Genomic DNA, 19,364 nt, shown 5'->3' on the forward strand with positions numbered 1-19,364 from the left:
TGGATTATGGCATCGAGTCCGCACATTTATGGGGGGCAGCCGCCAATTTCAATTGCTGCGGTGCGATAATGCCGGCTGCGAATCAAAAAGCAAACGGGTCACGGTCCGGCGCGGCTATCCATGGCGCCCATGGCCTTGACCTCAAGTCCCGACACGATGCCACAAGCGTTTGTGAAGGGGCACCCAAGGTTTTTCGTTAGAGAAATTCACAAAGGTTCATCATGGAAATTTCCAAGGCTGAAATGACTTCCGCCGCGGCAGCCAGTGCTGGCGGCCAGGCCGAAGAGCTGCGTGGCGCCGAGATCCTGGTCAAGGCGCTGCAGGCCGAGGGCGTGAAGTACGTCTGGGGTTATCCCGGCGGCGCCGTCCTCCACATCTACGACGCTTTCTACAAGCAAGACACCATCCAGCACATCCTGGTGCGCCACGAACAGGCTGCCGTGCATGCCGCCGACGGTTATGCCCGTGCGACCGGTGACGTCGGCGTCTCGCTGGTGACCTCCGGTCCCGGCGTGACCAACGCCATCACCGGCATCGCCACGGCCTACATGGACAGCATCCCGATGGTGATCATCACCGGCCAGGTGCCCACCGCTGCCATCGGTCTGGATGCTTTCCAGGAGTGCGACACCGTGGGCATCACCCGCCCCATCGTCAAGCACAACTTCCTGGTCAAGGACGCCAAGGACCTGGCGGAGACCATGAAGAAGGCCTTCCACATTGCCCGCAGCGGCCGTCCCGGCCCGGTGGTGGTGGATATCCCGAAGGACGTCTCCTTCAAGAAGGTTCCCTACGCGGGCTACCCGGAGTCGGTGGAGATGCGCTCCTACAACCCGGTTCGCAAGGGCCACGCCGGTCAGATCCGCAAGGCGCTGCAGCTGTTGCTGGCGGCCAAACGGCCCTACATCTACACCGGCGGCGGCGTGTTGCTGGGCAATGCAACGGCCGAGCTGCGCACCCTGGTGGACATGCTGGGCTACCCCTGCACCAACACCCTGATGGGGCTGGGCGCCTACCCGGCCACGGACCCCAAGTTCCTGGGCATGCTGGGCATGCACGGCACGATCGAGGCCAACAACGCCATGCAGAACTGCGATGTGCTGCTGGCCGTGGGTGCGCGCTTCGACGACCGCGTGATCGGCAACCCCAAGCACTTCGCCCAGAACGAGCGCAAGATCATCCACATCGACATCGATCCGTCGAGCATCTCCAAGCGTGTCAAGGTCGACATCCCGATCGTGGGCGACGTCAAGGATGTGCTGACCGAGATGATCGCCATGATCAAGGAAAGCCCGCTGCGGCCCGATGCAAGTGCGCTGGGTTCCTGGTGGGAGGCGATCGATGGCTGGCGCAAGCGCGACTGCCTGAAGTACGACCGCGGCAATCTGGACGTGATCAAGCCGCAGTACGTGATCGAGACCCTCTGGAACATGACCAAGGATGTCGAGGCCTACATCACCTCCGACGTCGGCCAGCACCAGATGTGGGCAGCGCAGTACTACAAGTTCAACGAGCCGCGCCGCTGGATCAACTCCGGTGGCCTGGGCACCATGGGCGTGGGCATCCCCTATGCCATGGGCATCAAGCTGGCCAAGCCCGAGAGCGAGGTCTACTGTGTGACCGGCGAGGGATCGGTGCAGATGTGCATCCAGGAACTCTCGACCTGCCTGCAGTACAACACGCCGATCAAGATCCTGTCGCTGAACAACCGCTACCTTGGCATGGTGCGCCAGTGGCAGGAGATCGAATACTCCGGCCGCTACAGCCACAGCTACATGGATGCCTTGCCCAATTTCGTGAAGCTGGCCGAGGCCTATGGCCATGTCGGCATGCTGATCGAAAAGCCCGAGGATGTGGAGCCGGCGCTGCGCGAGGCACGCAAGCTCAAGGACCGCACGGTCTTCATGGACTTCCGTACCGACCCCACCGAGAACGTGTTCCCGATGGTCAAGGCCGGCATGGGCATCACCGAGATGCTGCTGGGGGCCGAAGACCTGTAAGCGGGTGCGGCCGCCCAGGCCGTACCACCTCAACCGAAGACGAATCTATTGCCCGCCAAGCCCGGTTGTTACCGCGACCGGGGGAGGGCGGCGAAAAGAGGAATCCACTCATATGAAACACATCATTGCAGTATTGCTGGAGAACGAGCCTGGCGCGCTCTCCCGCGTGGTGGGCCTGTTCTCGGCCCGCGGTTACAACATCGAATCCCTCACCGTCGCGCCGACCGAGGACCCGAGCCTCTCGCGCATGACCATCCAGACCACCGGTTCCGATGACGTGATCGAGCAGATCACCAAGCACCTGAACCGCCTGATCGAGGTGGTCAAGGTGGTCGACCTGACCGAAGGCGCCTACATCGAGCGCGAGCTCATGATGGTCAAGGTGCGTGCGGTGGGCAAGGAGCGCGAGGAGATGAAGCGCATGGCCGACATCTTCCGCGGCCGTATCATCGACGTCACCGACAAGAGCTACACCATCGAGATGACCGGTGATCAGTCCAAGAACGACGCCTTCCTCGAGGCGATTGATCGCGGCGCGATCCTGGAGACGGTGCGTACCGGCAGCAGCGGCATCGGCCGCGGCGAGCGCATTCTGCGCGTCTGATTTTCAAGTTTTACCAAGGAGAAAGAAGTGAAAGTTTTCTACGACAAGGACTGTGACCTGAGCCTGATCAAGGGCAAGACCGTGGCCATCATCGGTTACGGCAGCCAGGGCCATGCCCACGCCCAGAACCTGAACGACAGCGGCGTGAAGGTTGTGGTTGGCCTGCGCAAGGGCGGTGCCTCGTGGGACAAGGTCGGCAAGGCCGGCCTGACCGTGATGGAAGTGAATGACGCCGTCAAGGCCGCAGACGTGGTCATGATCCTGCTGCCCGACGAGCAGATCGCCGAGGTGTACACCAACAACGTGGCACCCAACATCAAGAAGGGCGCTTCGCTGGCCTTCGCCCACGGCTTCAACGTGCACTACAACCAGGTCGTGCCGCGCGCCGATCTGGACGTGTGGATGGTGGCGCCCAAGGCCCCCGGCCATACCGTGCGCAACACCTACACCCAGGGTGGCGGCGTGCCCCACCTGGTGGCCGTGCACCAGGACAAGAGCGGCAAGGCCCGTGACCTGGCCCTGTCCTATGCGATGGCCAACGGTGGCGGCAAGGCCGGCATCATCGAGACCAACTTCAAGGAAGAGACCGAGACCGATCTGTTCGGCGAGCAGGCCGTGCTGTGCGGCGGCGCCGTCGAGCTGATCAAGATGGGTTACGAGACCCTGGTCGAGGCCGGCTACGCCCCCGAGATGGCCTACTTCGAGTGCCTGCACGAGCTCAAGCTCATCGTGGACCTGATCTACGAAGGCGGCATCGCCAACATGAACTACTCCATCTCGAACAACGCCGAGTACGGCGAGTACGTGACTGGTCCCGAGGTCATCAACGAGCAGTCGCGCGTGGCCATGCGCAATGCCCTCAAGCGCATCCAGAACGGCGACTACGCCAAGATGTTCATCCTGGAAGGCCGTACCAACTATCCGAGCATGACGGCCCGTCGCCGCAATACGGCCGACCACAGCATCGAGAAGGTGGGCGCACAGCTGCGCGCCATGATGCCCTGGATTGCCAAGAACAAGCTGGTCGACCAGACCCGCAACTGATCGGTCCTGCCGCTTGCCACAAGGCCACTTCGGTGGCCTTGTTTTTTTCCTCGGCAGGCTGGGCCTGCCTTACACTTGTCGCCATGGATATTCAAGACCTGTACCCAGAGACCTGCCCGTGCATGGCGGAGGTTTGCGATGCATGATGGTGACGACGCCCGTCCTGATGGAGCGGAAGCCGTGGTGGTGCGCAAGCGCCGCAAAGGTATCTACATCCTGCCCAATCTGTTCACGCTGGCGGCGCTGTTCGGTGGCTTCTATGCCATCGTGATGGCGATGAACGGTCGTTTCGACCTGGCCGCCATCGGCGTTTTCTGCGCCATGGTGCTCGACAGCCTGGACGGGCGGGTGGCCCGCATGACCAATACCCAGAGCGCGTTTGGCGAGCAGATGGACTCGCTCTCGGACATGGTGTCCTTCGGTGCCGCTCCTGCACTGATTTCCTATGAGTGGGCCTTGAAGGGGCTGGGGCGCTGGGGCTGGGTGGCGGCCTTCGTCTACTGCGCCTGTGCCGCCTTGCGGCTGGCGCGTTTCAACGTCAATACCGGCGTGGTTGACAAGCGTTATTTCCAGGGGCTGCCATCGCCTGCTGCCGCGGCGCTGGTGACGGGTTTCATCTGGATCATGTCGGACTTCGGCGTGGATGGTGCGCGCGTGGCCTGGTTCATGTTTGCACTGGCCTTGTATGCCGGTCTGACCATGGTCACCAACGTGCCGTTCTACAGCTTCAAGGACCTGAGCATGAAAAAGAGTGTGCCGTTTGCCGTGGTCATCCTGATCGTGCTGGGTTTTGCCGTCGTGACGATCGATCCGGCGGCAGTGCTGTTCGGGGTGTTCGTTCTTTACGGCATCAGTGGCTACATGGTCTATGCCTGGCGCAAGGTCAAGGGGCAGCCGGTCAGCGTGATCAGTACGTCCAAGGACGAGCCCGAAGAGCGTGGTCTGCACCACTAAGGCGCGCATAGGGAGCATCTATGGACATCCGCTTCATTTGTGATACATTGATGTCATGAATTTCTTTGCGCTAACCCTACTGCTTGGATGCCAACACGGGCGGAATCGGTAGCGCGCGCACATTCCCAGCAAAGGCCCGTATGCAGACGCAGCGGGCCTTTTGTGTTTTACGGTTGTTGTTTCTGAATTGCAGGCGAACAGGAGTTTGAGATGGCTGACAAACTGATCATTTTCGATACCACCTTGCGTGACGGCGAGCAGTCGCCTGGCGCTTCCATGACCAAGGACGAGAAGCTGCGTATTGCCCGCCAGCTGGAGCGCCTCAAGGTGGACGTGATCGAGGCCGGCTTCGCTGCCAGCTCCAATGGGGACTTCGAGGCGATCCAGAACATTGCCAACACCATCAAGGACTCCACGATCTGCTCGCTTTCACGTGCCAATGACCGTGACATCTCGCGTGCCGCTGAAGCGCTCAAGGGCGCCAACCGGGCCCGCATCCACACCTTCATTGCCACCTCGGCCCTGCACATGGAGAAGAAGCTGCGCATGACCCCGGAGCAGGTGCTGGAGCAGGCCAAACTGTCCGTGCGTTATGCGCGCAATCTGGTGGAAGACATCGAATTCAGTCCCGAGGATGGCTATCGCAGCGATGTGGACTTCCTGTGCCGGGTGCTGGAGGCGGTGATCAAGGAGGGCGCCACCACCCTCAACATCCCTGATACCGTGGGTTATGCCGTTCCCGAGCTGTATGGCAACTTCATCAAGACCCTGCGTGAGCGCATCCCCAACTCGGACAAGGCGATCTGGTCGGTGCATTGCCACAACGATCTGGGCATGGCGGTGGCCAATTCCCTGGCCGGCGTGAAGATCGGCGGTGCGCGTCAGGTCGAGTGCACTATCAATGGCCTGGGCGAGCGTGCTGGTAACTGCAGCCTGGAAGAGATCGTCATGGCGGTGAAGACACGCCGCGACTACTTCAACCTGGACGTTGGCATCGACACGACCCAGATCGTCCCGGCCAGCCGCATGGTCAGCCAGACCACGGGTTTCGTGGTGCAGCCGAACAAGGCCGTGGTCGGTGCCAATGCCTTTGCCCACGCCTCCGGCATCCATCAGGACGGCGTGCTCAAGGCGCGTGACACCTACGAGATCATGCGTGCCGAGGACGTGGGCTGGAGCGCCAACAAGATCGTGCTGGGCAAGCTGTCAGGCCGCAACGCCTTCAAGCAGCGCCTGCAGGACCTGGGCGTGGCGCTGGAGAGCGAAGGCGAGCTCAACACCGCCTTTGCCCGCTTCAAGGAACTGGCCGACCGCAAGAGCGAGATCTTTGACGAGGACATCCTGGCTCTGGTCAGCGACGAGAGCGTCACCAGCGAGAAGGAGCAGTACGGTTTTGTCTCGCTTGCGCAGCACAGCGAAACCGGCGAGCGCCCGCACGCTGCCATCGTCTTCACGGTGGAAGGCAAGGAGGTGCATGGCGAGTCGGATGGCAATGGTCCGGTGGACGCCTCGCTCAAGGCCATCGAGTCGCATGTCAAGAGCGGCGCCGAGATGGTGCTGTATTCGGTCAACGCCATCAGTGGCTCGACCGAAAGCCAAGGGGAGGTGACCGTGCGCCTGCAGAATAGCGGCCGTGTAGTCAATGGGGTTGGCTCGGATCCCGACATCGTGGTTGCCTCGGCCAAGGCTTATCTGAGTGCACTCAACAAGTTGCAGAGCAAAGCTGATCGGGTGGCGGCCCAGGGCTAGGGTTATTACGTATATATGTAAGAGTTTGTTGAGAAAAGCCACACAAGTGGTTGATCCAGCTTGATATTTTCTGTATAACCTTGCTTCAGAGGGTGTCATGGGCCGATGGCACCGTTTTCTTCTTTGCAAGGTTGGACTGGTGCGTCACTTACATCGTTTTATCTGGGTTGGGACCGCGTCGCTGTTCGTGATGCTGGCCGGGGCATCCGGGCTGGCGTCCGCTGCTGGCAATGGCGCGCAGAACGCGGCCAAACCCACGGTGGTGAAGGCCGCTTACCAGGCCAAGCAGCAAACCAAGCGCAAGGCCTATGCCAAACGCCCGGCGGCCCGCGTCGTGCGACCGGCCCGGCTGTCCGACGGCATGCGCGCCGGCCTGCATGGTGCGCCCGATCCCCTGTCCCTGCGCTCCAGCGTGGCGTATGTCATTGATCAGGAGACCCAGGAGGTCTTGCTGAGCAAGAATGAAGAGGCCGTGCTGCCGATTGCCTCCCTCACCAAGATCATGACGGCCTTGCTGATCAGCGAGGCCGAATTGTCCCTGGACGAGATGATCACGATCACCCAGGCCGATGTCGACACGGAGAAGTGGAGCGCTTCGCGCCTGCGCGTGGGCTCAACGCTGAGCCGTGGCGAGTTGATGCATCTGGCCCTGATGGCCAGCGAGAACCGTGCGGCGCATGCCCTGGGAAGAACTTATCCGGGTGGCCTGCAGGTTTTTGTCGAAATGATGAATGCCAAAGCCCAGTTGCTGGGCATGCAGGACACCAGCTTTGTCGAGCCCACGGGCCTGTCCAGCAAGAACCGCTCGAGTGCCAAGGATCTGGCCGTGCTGGTCAATGTGGCGTCCGACGACAGCTTGTTGCGTGAATATTCCACTTCGCCGGCCCATCAGGTCGCCGTGGGCCGCCGCAAGCTCATGTTCAGCAATACCAACCGGCTGGTCAAGAACCCGACCTGGGAGATCGGCCTGCAGAAGACGGGTTACATCTCCGAGGCCGGTCAGTGCCTGGTCATGCAAGCCAGGGTGGCAGGCCGCAACCTGATCATGGTGTTCCTGGATTCCGCCGGCAAGCTCAGCCGCCTGGGTGATGCTGAGCGCGTGCGGCGCTGGGTGGAGTCGATTCCGGTCAAGTCCCTGGACGTTGTGCCGGTCACTGACAACGAGACTGATACGGATCAGCCGCGTTTCCTTTGACAGCCTGGGCTCTTGGCCGATCGGAAAAGGGGCGCTACGGCGCCCCTTAGCGTTTCTCGGGCCCTGCCTGATAACCCAGCATGCGCGAGATCTCGCTGGCCACGGTCTGCAGCTTGGGCAGCCACTCCTTGTCCAGCCGGCCCGTGGGCGCCGAGATCGACAAGCCGGCTACCAGCTTGCCCTGGTCGTCATGGATGCCGGCCGCCATGCAGTGCACGCCCAGCTCCAGTTCCTCGTCGTCGTGCGCCGTGCCGTACTGGCGCACCTTGCCCAGTTCGCGCTCAAGGACGGGCAATTGCGTGATGCTGTTCTTGGTGTGGCCGGTCAGGCCGGTGCGCGTGGCATAGGCGCGCACGCGCTGCGGGTCGTCGGCGGCCAGGAACAGCTTGCCCACTGAAGTCAGATGCAGGGGCGCCCGTCCGCCGATGGCGCGCACCACCTGCATGCCGGAGCGCTCGCTGTAGGCGCGTTCGATGTAGACGATTTCGTCGCCCTGGCGCATGCTCAGGTTGACGGGCTGCTGGATCAAGCGGTGCAGTTCGCGCATGGGCGCGATGGCAGCGTCACGCACATTGAGCCGCGCCTTGACCAGATTGCCCAATTCGAGCAGGCGCATGCCCAGGCGGTAGGTGCCGGGCTGCGGCCGGTCGACGTAACGGCCGGTGGCCAGGTCGTTGAGGATACGGTGGGCAGTGGAAGGATGCAGCCCGGTCTTCTCACTGATTTCCTTCAGTGAAATCGCTTCTTCACGCGAGGCCAGCACGTCCATCAGGGTGAACATGCGTTCGATCACCTGCACGGTGGGCGTGACGACGGCATCCGGGTCTTTTTTCTTCATCGGGTACGCTCCTGCAAACAAGCCCGATTTTACCTCGTGAAATCACTCTCTGGCCGGCGACATTTCACCGTCGGGGCCGACCGCCAGCCACTGGCCTTGTACCAGCCGTTCGTGCGGACCGAAGCGCGCCTTGTAATTCATTTTCGGGCTGTCCTCGATCCAGTAGCCGAGGTAGACATGCGGCAGCCCTAGCAGGCGCGCCTGTTCGATCTGCCAGAGCACACTGTAGGTGCCGTAACTGGCGTCACGCCCTGGCTCATAGAAGGTGTAGACCGCCGAGAGGCCGTCATCCAGCACGTCCAGCACGGACACCACCCGTAGCGGGCCGGGCGAGCCGTCTTCCAGTGTTTCGCGAAACTCGACCAGGCGCGAATTGACCCGGCTTTGCAGCAGGAACTGGGTGTACTGGTCGATGCTGTCCTGGTCCATCCCGCCGCCGGCGTGCCGGCCGTTCTGGTAGCGCAGGTACAGCTGGTAGTGCTCGGGCACAAAACACAGGCGGGAGACGCGGGCCTGCAGGTTCTGATGCTGTTTCCAGGCTCGTTTCTGGCTGCGAGAGGGCAGGAAGTCCTGGACCCGCACCCGCAGCGGGATGCAGGCCTGGCAGCCATCACAGTGCGGCCGGTAGGTGAACATGCCACTGCGGCGAAAGCCCTGGGACACCAGCTCCGAGTAGGTGGAGTTGTTGATCAGGTGGCTGGGCGTGGCCACCTGGGAGCGCGCCTGGCGCCCGCTCAGGTAGCTGCACGGGTAGGGGGCCGTGGCATAGAACTGCAGACTCTGGAGGGGCAGGTCCTTGAGGTGCGTCACGTCGACTCCGCTGGGGCCATCATCAGTTCACGCCAGTATAGGGGGTCGAAGTGCCAGCGGGGCCCGGCTTGCGCCTGACTGGCCGTGATGTGGCGCAAAAAATCCACACGCGGGATTTCATGGGCGCCCAGCGAGGCCAGGTGCTGCGTGTTCTGCTGGCAGTCGATCATGGTGATGCCGTGCTGGCGGCTGAAGGCCACCAGGGCGGCCAATGCGATCTTCGAGGCGTCGGTCGCCCTCGTGAACATGGATTCGCCGAACACCGCCTGCCCCAGCGCCACGCAGTACAGCCCGCCCATCAACTGGCCGTCGATCCAGGTCTCCACGCTGTGGGCGTGGCCGGCACGGTGCAGTTCGCTGTAGGCCTGCACCATGGGCGGCACGATCCAGGTGCCGTCCTGGCCTTCGCGCGGACTGCCGGCGCAGGCCGTGATCACCTGCTCGAAAGCCGAATCGAAGCGGATCTCACAGCCGGGGGTCGAGATGAACTTCTGCAGGGCCTTGCGCAGCGAGCGATGCAGCCGGAACCGGTGCACCTCCAGCACCATGCGCGGCTCCGGGCTCCACCAGAGGATGGGTTGTCCCGTGCTGAACCAGGGGAAGATGCCATGCGCATAGGCACGGCGCAGGCTGTCGACATCCAGGCTGCCACCGGCAGCCAGCAGGCCTGGGGCCTCGGAGCCGGGTCCCCAGGCCTGGCTGACAGGCGGAAATGCTTCACCCGGCTCGAGCCAGGGCAGGGGAAGGGAGCGTGTGCGCATGGAGAAACTTTATCGCATGGACGCAAGCCAGCGGGGAATGGCAGGGACGTGCCGGTAGAATACGCAGCTTGTCGGGGCGTAGCGCAGCCTGGTAGCGCATCTGCTTTGGGAGCAGAGGGTCGTACGTTCGAATCGTATCGCCCCGACCATCTTTCTGTCTGATCTCGATGAGATCCATCCTCACTCACTTCGCGCTCCTCTTCCTTTTGCTGTCGAGCCCGATGGCAGTGGCCTGGACCCTGCAGGGCCAGGTGGTCGCCATCGTCAATGCTGACACCATCCGCGTGCGCGATGAGCGCAAGGTCCAGCACACCGTGCGGCTGGCGGGTATCGATGCACCGGAAAAGTTCCAGAAGCATGCCCAGCGCTCGGAGGATGCCTTGCGCGAGTTCGTGTTTCAGAAATACGTGACGGTGGAGGTGCCGCGCCAGGGCGGCTCACCGCGTCTGGGCAAGGTGGTGGCTGCAGGGCGGGATATCAGCCTGGAACTGCTTGCCGACGGCGCTGCCTGGTACGACCCATCCCGCGCGCAGGACCTGGCGGAGCAGGATCGCCAAGCCTATGCGGCCGCACAGGCGGACGCACGCCAGCGGCGTGCCGGACTCTGGCGTGACAGCAAGCCCATCCCTCCCTGGGAATATCGGGCTGGCCGCCGCAAATAGACGGGGCTGGGCCTGGCCTGCATCCGGTGCGTGCTCGCATGCGGTGTGCAGGTCTCTTTCAGATTTTCAGAGTCCCGACATGCGCCTGCGCTTGCAGCCAGCGCTGTACTGCAGCCTGTAGCTGATCGGCCGGGCCCGTGGTCAGCCAGCGCAGGGTAGGGTGGCCGCTGCCGGCGACTTGCGGCAGCACACGGCGGGTTTGCCGCGCGACCGGGGGGCCGCTGGCAAGCAGTTCCACCTCCGGACCCAGCAGGGCCTGCAAGGTGTCGGCGACCAGGGGGTAATGGGTACAGCCCAGCACCACGGTGTCGATCTTGCCTTCATCCTGACCACAGGAACCCAGCGCCTGGACGTAACGACGGCCCAGGGCCGCAATGCGCTCGCTGTCCTGATGCTCAATGGCGTCGGCCAGGCCGTCGCATGCTTGCAGCACGAAGTCGGCCTGCCCCTGCTGGGAGGCCAGCAGAGCCTGGAACTTGGCGCTTTCCAGGGTGCCGCGCGTGGCCAGCACCCCCACACGGTGCGTGCGGCTGGCCTGGGCGGCGGGTTTGAGCGCCGGCTCGACCCCCACGACGGGCAACTCGGGGTGCTGCTGGCGTAGCAGGGCGATGGCCGCCGCCGTGGCCGTGTTGCAAGCCACCACCAGCGCCTGGACGTCGTAGGCCTGGATCAGGTGCCTGGTGAGCGCCTGCGAGCGCTCGATCACGTGGCCGGGCTCACGCTCCCCGTAGGGGGCGTGGCCGCTGTCGGCCACGTAGACGAAGGACTGGTGCGGCAGCTCGGCGCGCAAGGCCTGCAGGACGCTCAGGCCCCCGATGCCGCTGTCGAAGACGCCGACCGGTCGTGTCACGCGGTTGTGAGCGAGATGCCCTTGAACTCGCCGCTGGCAATCCGCTTGCTCCACTCGGCCGGGCCGGTGACGTGGGCATTGGTGCCGCCGGCGTCCACCGCCACGGTGACCGGCATGTCCACCACGTCGAATTCGTAGATGGCTTCCATGCCCAGGTCGGCAAAACCCACCACCTTGGCGGTCTTGATGGCCTTGCTGACCAGGTAGGCGGCGCCGCCCACGGCCATGAGGTAGGCGCTCTTGTGCTGGCGGATCACCTCGACGGCCTCGGGGCCGCGCTCGGCCTTGCCGATCATGGCGATCAGGCCGGTCTGGCCCAGCATGGTCTCGGTGAACTTGTCCATGCGGGTGGCGGTGGTGGGGCCGGCGGGGCCGACGGCCTCGCCCTTGACGGGGTCGACCGGGCCCACGTAGTAGATGACGCGGTTGCTGAAGTCCACCGGCAGTTTCTCACCCTTGGCCAGCATGTCGGCAATGCGCTTGTGCGCGGCGTCGCGGCCGGTGAGCATCTTGCCGTTGAGCAGCAGGGTGTCACCCGGTTTCCAGCTCGCCACTTCTTCACGGGTGAGCTTGTCCAGGTTCACGCGCTTGCTCTTCTGGGTGTCGGGTGTCCAGTTCACATTGGGCCAGAGGTCCAGGCTGGGCGGGTCCAGGTAGACCGGACCCGAGCCGTCCATGACGAAGTGCGCATGGCGCGTGGCAGCGCAGTTGGGGATCATGGCCACGGGCTTGCTGGCCGCGTGCGTGGGGTACATCTTGATCTTGATGTCGAGCACAGTGGTCAGGCCGCCCAGGCCCTGGGCGCCGATGCCCAGCGCATTGACCTTCTCGTACAGCTCCAGGCGCAACTCTTCCACTTGGCTCAGCTTCTCGCCCTTGGCTGCCTTGGCCTGCAATTCGTACATGTCCAGGTCGTCCATCAGGCTTTCCTTGGCCATCAGGACGGCCTTCTCGGCGGTGCCACCGATGCCGATGCCCAGCATGCCCGGCGGGCACCAGCCGGCGCCCATGGTGGGCACGGTCTTGAGCACCCAGTCGACCAGGTTGTCGCTGGGGTTCATCATGACCATCTTGCTCTTGTTCTCGCTGCCGCCGCCCTTGGCGGCCACGGTGACCTCGACCTTGTCGCCGGCCACGATCTCGGTGAAGATGACCGCGGGGGTGTTGTCGCCGGTGTTCTTGCGGGCAAACTGCGGGTCGGCCAGCACGCTGGCGCGCAGGGTGTTGTCCGGGTGGTTGTAGGCGCGGCGCACGCCTTCGTTGACGGCATCCTCCAGGCTGCCGGTGAAGCCGTCCCAGCGCACGTCCATGCCGACCTTGAGGAAGACGTTGACGATGCCGGTGTCCTGGCAGATCGGACGATGGCCCACCGCGCTCATCTTGCTGTTGGTCAGGATCTGCGCAATGGCATCCTTGGCGGCCGGGCTCTGCTCGCGCGCATAGGCGCGGGCCAGATGGGCGATGTAGTCGGCCGGGTGGTAGTAGCTGATGTACTGCAGGGCGGCGGCGACCGATTCGATCAGGTCGGCTTGCTTGATGTGGGTGGTCATGGCAAAACGTAAGCTGGAAAGTGGGGGTTCAGTGGTGTTCTGCGGCCGGGGCCGACATCAGCCTGTCGGTGTAGGCGATGGCGATGGCCGACAGCAGGAAGGTGATGTGGATGACAGTCTGGGCGATCAGCACCCGGTCGGTGTAGTTGTCGGCGTTGATGAAGGTCTTGAGCAGATGGATGGAGCTGATGCCGATGATGGCGGTGGCCAGCTTGACCTTGAGCACCGAGGCGTTGACGTGGCTCAGCCATTCGGGCTGGTCGCGGTGGCCTTCGAGGTCCATGCGGCTGACGAAGGTCTCGTAGCCGCCGACGATGACCATGATCAGCAGGTTGGAGATCATGACCACGTCGATCAGTGCCAGCACCACCAGCATGATCACCGTTTCGTTCAGGGTGGTGATCGGTGCCGTCGTCTTGTAGCCGATGCTGGTGACCAGGGCCTGCAGGGCGGTCTGGCTGCCAAAGGCAGCCTCGATCAGGTGCAGCAGTTCGACCAGGAAGTGAAAGACGTAAACGCCCTGCGCGGCAATCAGGCCCAGGTACAGGGGCAACTGCAGCCAGCGGCTGGAAAAAATCAGGGCGGGCAGGGGGCGCAGGGGGGAGGCTTTGGACGGTTCGGGGCTGGACATGGTCTGAAAATCCGGGTTTCTATCTAGACGGCGGATTTTAGGCCGCATTTCAAAGCGCCCCGGGATTCGGTACATTGGCCCTTTGTGTCCAGTCAGTGACTTGTAAGCGCCAGCCCTGACATTGCGGGGCGATCCAAAAAACCATCTGAGGAAACATGCCATGAGTTCACCAACGTCTGCCATCGAATCCGTCCTGGTCGAGAACCGTGTCTTTCCCCCGGCGGACGCGGTCGTCAAGGCGGCGCGCATCTCCGGCATGGCGCAGTACCAGGCCATGTGTGACGCCTTCGACAAGGATTTCGAGGGCACTTGGGCCCGGCTGGCACGCGAGAACCTGGTCTGGACCAAACCCTTCACCCGCACCCTGGATTCCTCCAAAAAGCCTTTCTACAAGTGGTTCGACGACGGCGAACTCAACGCCTCGGCCAACTGCCTGGACAAGCACATGGGCACGTCTGCCGAGAACAAGACGGCCATCATCTTCGAGGCCGACGACGGCGCGGTGACCAAGGTGACGTACAAGGAGCTGCTGGCCAAGGTCAGTCAGTTCGCCAACGCGCTCAAGGCCCAGGGCATCAAAAAGGGCGACCGCGTCCTGATCTACATGCCCATGACCATCGAGGGTGTGGTGGCCATGCAGGCCTGCGCCCGCATCGGCGCCACCCACTCGGTGGTCTTTGGCGGCTTCTCGGCCAAGTCGCTGCAGGAACGCATCATCGACGCCGGCGCCGTGGCCGTGATCACCGCCAATTACCAGATGCGCGGCGGCAAGGAATTGCCGCTGAAGGCCATCGTGGACGAGGGCCTGGCCATGGGCGGCTGCGAGTCCATCAAGACCGTGCTGGTCTACCAGCGCACGGCCACGGCCTGCAATATGGTCGCCGGGCGCGACAAGACCTTTGCCGAGGCGTTGGCCGGGCAGAGCACCGTGTGCGCACCGACGGTCGTGGGCGCCGAGCACCCGCTTTTCATCCTCTACACCTCGGGCTCCACCGGCAAGCCCAAGGGCGTGCAGCATTCCACCGGTGGTTACCTGCTGTGGGCCCGGCTCACGATGGACTGGACCTTCGACCTCCAGCCCAAGGACGTGTTCTGGTGCACGGCCGACATCGGCTGGATCACCGGCCACACCTACGTGGCCTACGGCCCGCTGGCCGCCGGTGCGACGCAGATCGTCTTCGAGGGCGTGCCGACCTACCCGAACGCCGGCCGCTTCTGGCAGATGATCGAGAAGCACAAGTGCACGATCTTCTACACCGCGCCCACGGCCATCCGCTCGCTGATCAAGGCGGCCGAGGGCGACGAGAAGGTGCATCCGGCCCGCTCCAACCTGAGCAGCCTGCGCATCCTGGGCTCGGTGGGCGAGCCCATCAACCCGGAAGCCTGGATGTGGTACCACAAGCACGTGGGCGGCGAGCGTTGCCCCATCGTCGACACCTTCTGGCAGACCGAGACCGGCGGCCACATGATCACCCCGCTGCCGGGCGCCACGCCCCTGGTGCCGGGTTCCTGCACCTTGCCCCTGCCGGGCATTGCGGCTGCCATCGTCGACGAGGCGGGCCATGACGTGCCCAACGGTTCCGGCGGCATCCTGGTGGTGAAGAAACCCTGGCCCTCGATGATCCGCACCATCTGGGGCGACCCCGAACGTTTCAAGAAGAGCTACTTCCCCGAGGAACTCAAGGGCTATTACCTGGCCGGTGATGGCGCCGTGCGCAGTGTCGACCGCGGCTACTTCCGCATCACGGGCCGCATTGACGATGTGCTCAACGTGTCGGGCCACCGCATGGGCACGATGGAGATCGAGTCCGCCCTGGTGTCCAAGACCGATCTGGTGGCCGAGGCCGCCGTGGTGGGTCGCCCCGACGACCTGACGGGTGAGGCCATCTGCGCCTTCGTGGTGCTCAAGCGCTCCCGCCCGACCGGCGAGGAAGCCAAGGCCATCGCCAAGGAGTTGCGTGACTGGGTGGCCAAGGAGATCGGGCCGATTGCGAAACCGAAGGACATCCGCTTCGGCGACAACCTGCCCAAAACCCGCAGCGGCAAGATCATGCGTCGCCTGCTGCGTTCCATCGCCAAGGGCGAGGCCATCACCTCAGACACTTCGACGCTGGAAAACCCCGCAATTCTTGATCAGTTGTCGCAGAACAACTGATCAAGAAAGCGCCGTGAGGCGCTATGCGGGGTTGGACGGCACTCATATCGGCGCAGCCGATGTGATGTGCCGGCAGAATCCGGCCATCCTGGATCAGTTGTCGCAGAACAACTGATCCGGTCTTCGAGGGGCGACCTTGCGGTTCAGCCCCAATGAAAAAAGCCCGCTGGTGCGGGCTTTTTGACGGGCTGGCTGCGGGTTTACTTGGCAGCCAGGGTCCAGGCGGCCAGTTTCTTGGCCTCGGCTTCGCTGACCTGCGGATTGGCCGGCATGGGCACGGGGCCCCAGACGCCGGAACCACCCTTGACGATCTTGGTGGCGAGCTTGTCGGCTGCGGATTTGTCGCCAGCGTATTTTTTGGCAACGTCCTTGAAGGACGGGCCCACCAGCTTCTTGTCGACGGCGTGGCAGGCCATGCAGTTCTTGGAAGTGGCCAGAGCCTGGTCGGCCAGCACGGGAGCGCTGACGGTGGCGGCGGCAAACAGGACGAAAAGGGCGCGTTTCATCGATTTCCTCTAGGCTAGGGTTAAGTACATAATCAATGAACGTGATTGTAATGGCTGTGGTTGACCTGCGTGGCGGGCCTGCCGCATCAAGAATGAGGGCTATCCATGTATTTTCTGGGACTGGGCATCATCCTGCTGCTGATGAAATATCTCGATATCGATCCGGTCGTGGGCTGGAGTTGGTGGGTGGTCCTGGCGCCTTTTGGCATGGCGGCCGCCTGGTGGGCCTGGGCCGATGCCAGCGGTTATACGCGGCGCAAGGCCATGGAACGCGAGGACAAACGGCGTCTGGACCGGCTCAACAAGCAGCGTGATGCCATGGGCCTCAAGCGCCGTCGCTGATCCAGCTGGAGTTTCTTGGGAATGAAAAAGCCCCGGCATGCCGGGGCTTTTTCGCTGGGCCGGGCCGGATCAGTAGTTGTCCAGCACCGCGCCCTTGCTGGCCGAGCAGGCGTTGAAGGCGAACTTGGCCTGCACACCACGTGTGTAGCGCGGCTGCGGCGGCGTCCAGCCTTCGCGGCGCTTGGCCAGCTCCGCTGCCGGCACATTCAGTTCCAGCTTGAGTTCATGGGCGTCGATGGTGATGCTGTCGCCTTCCTTGACGAAGGCGATGGTGCCGCCGGCAGCCGCTTCCGGCGCCACGTGGCCGACCACCATGCCCCAGGTGCCGCCGGAGAAGCGGCCATCGGTGATCAGGCCCACGCTCTCGCCCAGGCCGGCACCGATCAGGGCGCCGGTGGGGGCCAGCATCTCGGGCATGCCGGGGCCGCCCTTGGGGCCGAGGTAGCGCAGCACCATGACGTCGCCGGCCTTGATCTTGCCGTCCAGGATGGCCTTGAGGGCCGACTGCTCGTCGTCGAACACCCGTGCCGGGCCGGTGATGACCGGGTTCTTCAGGCCGGTGATCTTGGCCACCGCACCTTCGGGCGAGAGGTTGCCCTTGAGGATGGCCAGGTGGCCTTCTTCGTACATGGGCTTGCTGATGGGGCGGATCACGTCCTGGTCGGCGCGCGGCTGGTCCGGCACGTCCTTGAGCACTTCGGCGATGGTCTGGCCGGTGATGGTGATGCAGTCGCCGTGCAGCAGGCCGGCGTTCAGCAGGACCTTCATGACCTGGGGAATGCCGCCCGCCTTGTGCAGGTCCACTGCCAGGTACTTGCCGCTGGGCTTGAGGTCGCAGAGCACCGGGGTCTTCTTGCGCACGCGCTCGAAGTCGTCGATGCTCCACTCCACATCCGCCGCATGGGCAATGGCAAGGAAGTGCAGCACGGCATTGGTGGAGCCGCCAGTGGCCATGATGACGGCTACGGCGTTCTCGATGCTCTTGCGCGTCACGATGTCGCGCGGCTTCAGGTCCTTCTTGATCGCCTCGATCAGCACCTTGGCGGATTCCTTGGCCGAGTTCTGCTTCTCGTCGTGCGGATTGGCCATGGTGGAGGAATAGGGCAGGGACATACCCAGGGCCTCGAAGGCGCTGGACATGGTGTTGGCGGTGTACATGCCGCCGCAGGAGCCGGTGCCGGGGATGGCGCGCATCTCGATCTCGCGCAGGTCGGCGTCGCTCATGTTGCCGGCCGCGTTCTGGCCCACGGCCTCGAACACGCTGACGATGTTGAGGTCCTGGCCCTTGTAGTGGCCAGGCAGGATGGTGCCGCCGTAGACGTAGATGGAAGGCACGTTGGCGCGCAGCATGCCCATCATGCCGCCGGGCATGTTCTTGTCGCAGCCGCCGACCACCAGCACGCCGTCCATCCACTGGCCCTGCACGCAGGTCTCGATGCAGTCGGAGATGACTTCGCGCGAGACCAGCGAGTACTTCATGCCCTCGGTGCCCATGGCCATGCCGTCGCTGATGGTGGGGGTGCCGAAGACCTGGGCGTTGCCGCCGGCTTCCTCGATGCCGGCGATCGCGGCGTCGGCCAGCTTCTGCAGGCCCGAGTTGCAGGGGGTGATGGTGCTGTGGCCGTTGGCGACGCCGACCATGGGTTTCTTGAAATCGCTTTCCTCGTAGCCCATGGCGTAGTACATGGAACGGTTGGGTGCGCGCGACTTGCCTTCGGTGATGTTGGCCGAGCGGCGGTTGATCTGGATGACTTTGGTGGCCATGGTTCGTGTGCGGCAGGTGAGCCGGAAAATCAATGCAAACCGAGAGTGTAAGCCGTGGCTGGACCGGGTTTGGCTGCGGCACAATGGCGGCCATGCTGATCCATCCCGCCATCGATCCGGTCGCCCTGCGTCTGGGTCCGCTGTCCATCCACTGGTACGGCATCACCTATCTGGTCGCCTTTGGCCTGTTTTTCTGGCTGGGCCTGCGCCGCCTGCGGCACGAGCCCTATGCCTCGATCCGGGGCGACGGGGCCTGGAGTCGGCGCGATGTCGAGGACGTGCTGTTTTATGGCGTGATCGGCGTCGTGATCGGCGGGCGGCTGGGCTACTGTCTCTTCTACAAACCAGCCTATTACCTGAGCCATCCGCTGGAGGTCTTTGCCCTGTGGCAGGGCGGCATGAGTTTCCACGGGGGCATGCTGGGCGTGGTCGTGGCCATGCTCTGGTTCGCGCGTGCCCGCCACAAGCACTGGCTGCAGGTCGCCGATTTCGTGGCGCCCTGTGTGCCCACGGGCCTGGCGGCCGGGCGCATCGGCAACTTCATCAACGGCGAACTCTGGGGGCGCGTGGCGGATCCCGCCTTGCCCTGGGCCATGGTGTTTCGCGGTGCTGGCGATGCGCCGCGCCATCCCTCGCAGCTGTACCAGTTCCTGCTGGAGGGCCTGCTGCTCTTCGTGCTGCTCTGGCTCTACGCGCGCCGGCCGCGCCGCACCGGGCAGGTGGCCGCTGCCTTCCTGGTGGGGTACGGGCTGCTGCGTTTCATTGCCGAATACTTCAGGGAGCCGGATGACTATCTCGGCCTGCTGGCCCTGAACCTCAGCATGGGGCAATGGCTGTGCCTGCCCATGATCGCCCTGGGGGCGGGTCTCTGGTGGTGGTTCGGCCGCCTGCCGCAGCGGCCCTGAGTCAGCCGGGCGGCCTGCGGGCCGCTTTTTTCTGTGGTGCGACT

At 63.7% G+C, this 19,364-nt stretch carries 18 protein-coding genes and 1 tRNA gene; 11 read left to right on the forward strand and 8 right to left on the reverse strand.

Features of this window, described 5'->3' with window-relative positions:
* Positions 1 to 221 precede the first annotated feature (221 nt).
* From HTY51_RS06230 to HTY51_RS06255, 6 genes are all read left to right on the forward strand, one after another.
* Positions 222 to 2,000 (forward strand): acetolactate synthase 3 catalytic subunit, encoded by a 1,779-nt coding sequence (locus tag HTY51_RS06230; protein WP_174251922.1) that lies wholly within the window; start codon positions 222 to 224, stop codon positions 1,998 to 2,000.
* Between the two features lie 112 nt (positions 2,001 to 2,112).
* Positions 2,113 to 2,604, forward strand: a complete 492-nt coding sequence (gene ilvN / locus HTY51_RS06235; protein ID WP_174251923.1) for an acetolactate synthase small subunit — start codon at positions 2,113 to 2,115, stop codon at positions 2,602 to 2,604.
* A gap of 27 nt (positions 2,605 to 2,631) precedes the next feature.
* The gene (gene ilvC, locus HTY51_RS06240) at positions 2,632 to 3,648 is read left to right on the forward strand and encodes a ketol-acid reductoisomerase (protein ID WP_174251924.1); all 1,017 of its coding nucleotides are present in this window, start codon (positions 2,632 to 2,634) and stop codon (positions 3,646 to 3,648) included.
* Positions 3,649 to 3,786: 138 nt separating this feature from the next.
* Positions 3,787 to 4,602, forward strand: a complete 816-nt coding sequence (gene pssA / locus HTY51_RS06245) for a CDP-diacylglycerol--serine O-phosphatidyltransferase (RefSeq protein ID WP_174251925.1) — start codon at positions 3,787 to 3,789, stop codon at positions 4,600 to 4,602.
* Between the two features lie 210 nt (positions 4,603 to 4,812).
* Complete coding sequence (locus HTY51_RS06250) at positions 4,813 to 6,351, forward strand: 2-isopropylmalate synthase (protein ID WP_174251926.1); 1,539 nt, start codon at positions 4,813 to 4,815, stop codon at positions 6,349 to 6,351.
* A 190-nt stretch (positions 6,352 to 6,541) separates the two neighbouring features.
* On the forward strand, positions 6,542 to 7,546 hold the full coding sequence (locus HTY51_RS06255) for a D-alanyl-D-alanine carboxypeptidase family protein (RefSeq protein ID WP_174254191.1): 1,005 nt from the start codon (positions 6,542 to 6,544) through the stop codon (positions 7,544 to 7,546).
* 46 nt (positions 7,547 to 7,592) lie between these two features.
* Here the strand turns inward: HTY51_RS06255 and HTY51_RS06260 are convergent, their stop codons facing one another.
* The 3 genes from HTY51_RS06260 to aat are packed head-to-tail and all read right to left on the reverse strand — an operon-like array spanning position 7,593 to position 9,955.
* Positions 7,593 to 8,384 carry an IclR family transcriptional regulator gene (locus tag HTY51_RS06260; RefSeq protein ID WP_174251927.1) on the reverse strand — a complete coding sequence of 264 codons (792 nt, stop codon included), beginning with the start codon at positions 8,382 to 8,384 and terminating at the stop codon, positions 7,593 to 7,595.
* A 42-nt stretch (positions 8,385 to 8,426) separates the two neighbouring features.
* On the reverse strand, positions 8,427 to 9,194 hold the full coding sequence (locus HTY51_RS06265; protein WP_174251928.1) for an arginyltransferase: 768 nt from the start codon (positions 9,192 to 9,194) through the stop codon (positions 8,427 to 8,429).
* Entirely contained in the window at positions 9,191 to 9,955 is a 765-nt protein-coding gene (aat, locus tag HTY51_RS06270; protein WP_174251929.1) for a leucyl/phenylalanyl-tRNA--protein transferase, read from the reverse strand. The genes HTY51_RS06265 and aat overlap by 4 nt, the downstream gene beginning before the upstream one ends.
* Positions 9,956 to 10,027: 72 nt before the next feature.
* On the opposite strand from aat, the gene HTY51_RS06275 reads away from it, so the two are divergent.
* Positions 10,028 to 10,104 (forward strand) — tRNA-Pro (locus HTY51_RS06275).
* Between the two features lie 18 nt (positions 10,105 to 10,122).
* Positions 10,123 to 10,617 carry a thermonuclease family protein gene (locus HTY51_RS06280; protein ID WP_174251930.1) on the forward strand — a complete coding sequence of 165 codons (495 nt, stop codon included), beginning with the start codon at positions 10,123 to 10,125 and terminating at the stop codon, positions 10,615 to 10,617.
* 58 nt (positions 10,618 to 10,675) lie between these two features.
* On the opposite strand, the gene murI is transcribed toward HTY51_RS06280, so the two are convergent.
* Genes murI through HTY51_RS06295 form a run of 3 tightly spaced genes read right to left on the reverse strand, consistent with a single transcriptional unit; the run spans position 10,676 to position 13,648 of the window.
* A complete protein-coding gene (murI, locus tag HTY51_RS06285; protein WP_174251931.1) occupies positions 10,676 to 11,467 on the reverse strand; it encodes a glutamate racemase in 792 nt (263 codons plus the stop codon).
* Entirely contained in the window at positions 11,464 to 13,017 is a 1,554-nt protein-coding gene (locus HTY51_RS06290; protein ID WP_174251932.1) for a fumarate hydratase, read from the reverse strand. Before HTY51_RS06290 ends, murI begins: the two co-directional genes overlap by 4 nt.
* Positions 13,018 to 13,045: 28 nt before the next feature.
* Complete coding sequence (locus HTY51_RS06295) at positions 13,046 to 13,648, reverse strand: TIGR00645 family protein (RefSeq protein ID WP_174251933.1); 603 nt, start codon at positions 13,646 to 13,648, stop codon at positions 13,046 to 13,048.
* A 160-nt stretch (positions 13,649 to 13,808) separates the two neighbouring features.
* Here HTY51_RS06295 and acs point away from each other — a divergent pair, with 160 nt between their 5' ends.
* Positions 13,809 to 15,803, forward strand: a complete 1,995-nt coding sequence (acs, locus tag HTY51_RS06300) for an acetate--CoA ligase (RefSeq protein WP_174251934.1) — start codon at positions 13,809 to 13,811, stop codon at positions 15,801 to 15,803.
* A 200-nt stretch (positions 15,804 to 16,003) separates the two neighbouring features.
* Here acs and HTY51_RS06305 read toward each other — a convergent pair whose 3' ends face one another.
* A complete protein-coding gene (locus tag HTY51_RS06305) occupies positions 16,004 to 16,309 on the reverse strand; it encodes a c-type cytochrome (RefSeq protein WP_174251935.1) in 306 nt (101 codons plus the stop codon).
* Between the two features lie 105 nt (positions 16,310 to 16,414).
* Between HTY51_RS06305 and HTY51_RS06310 the strand changes: the two genes are divergently transcribed.
* Positions 16,415 to 16,651, forward strand: coding sequence for a TIGR04438 family Trp-rich protein (locus tag HTY51_RS06310; RefSeq protein ID WP_174251936.1), 237 nt, complete (start codon positions 16,415 to 16,417; stop codon positions 16,649 to 16,651).
* A 69-nt stretch (positions 16,652 to 16,720) separates the two neighbouring features.
* Here HTY51_RS06310 and ilvD read toward each other — a convergent pair whose 3' ends face one another.
* Positions 16,721 to 18,415 carry a dihydroxy-acid dehydratase gene (ilvD, locus tag HTY51_RS06315; protein ID WP_174251937.1) on the reverse strand — a complete coding sequence of 565 codons (1,695 nt, stop codon included), beginning with the start codon at positions 18,413 to 18,415 and terminating at the stop codon, positions 16,721 to 16,723.
* A gap of 92 nt (positions 18,416 to 18,507) precedes the next feature.
* Here ilvD and lgt point away from each other — a divergent pair, with 92 nt between their 5' ends.
* Entirely contained in the window at positions 18,508 to 19,320 is an 813-nt protein-coding gene (gene lgt / locus HTY51_RS06320) for a prolipoprotein diacylglyceryl transferase (protein WP_174251938.1), read from the forward strand.
* Positions 19,321 to 19,364 lie beyond the last annotated feature (44 nt).

Origin of the sequence: Rhodoferax sp. BAB1 (genome assembly GCF_013334205.1) — a bacterium.
Classification (GTDB): domain Bacteria; phylum Pseudomonadota; class Gammaproteobacteria; order Burkholderiales; family Burkholderiaceae_C; genus Hylemonella.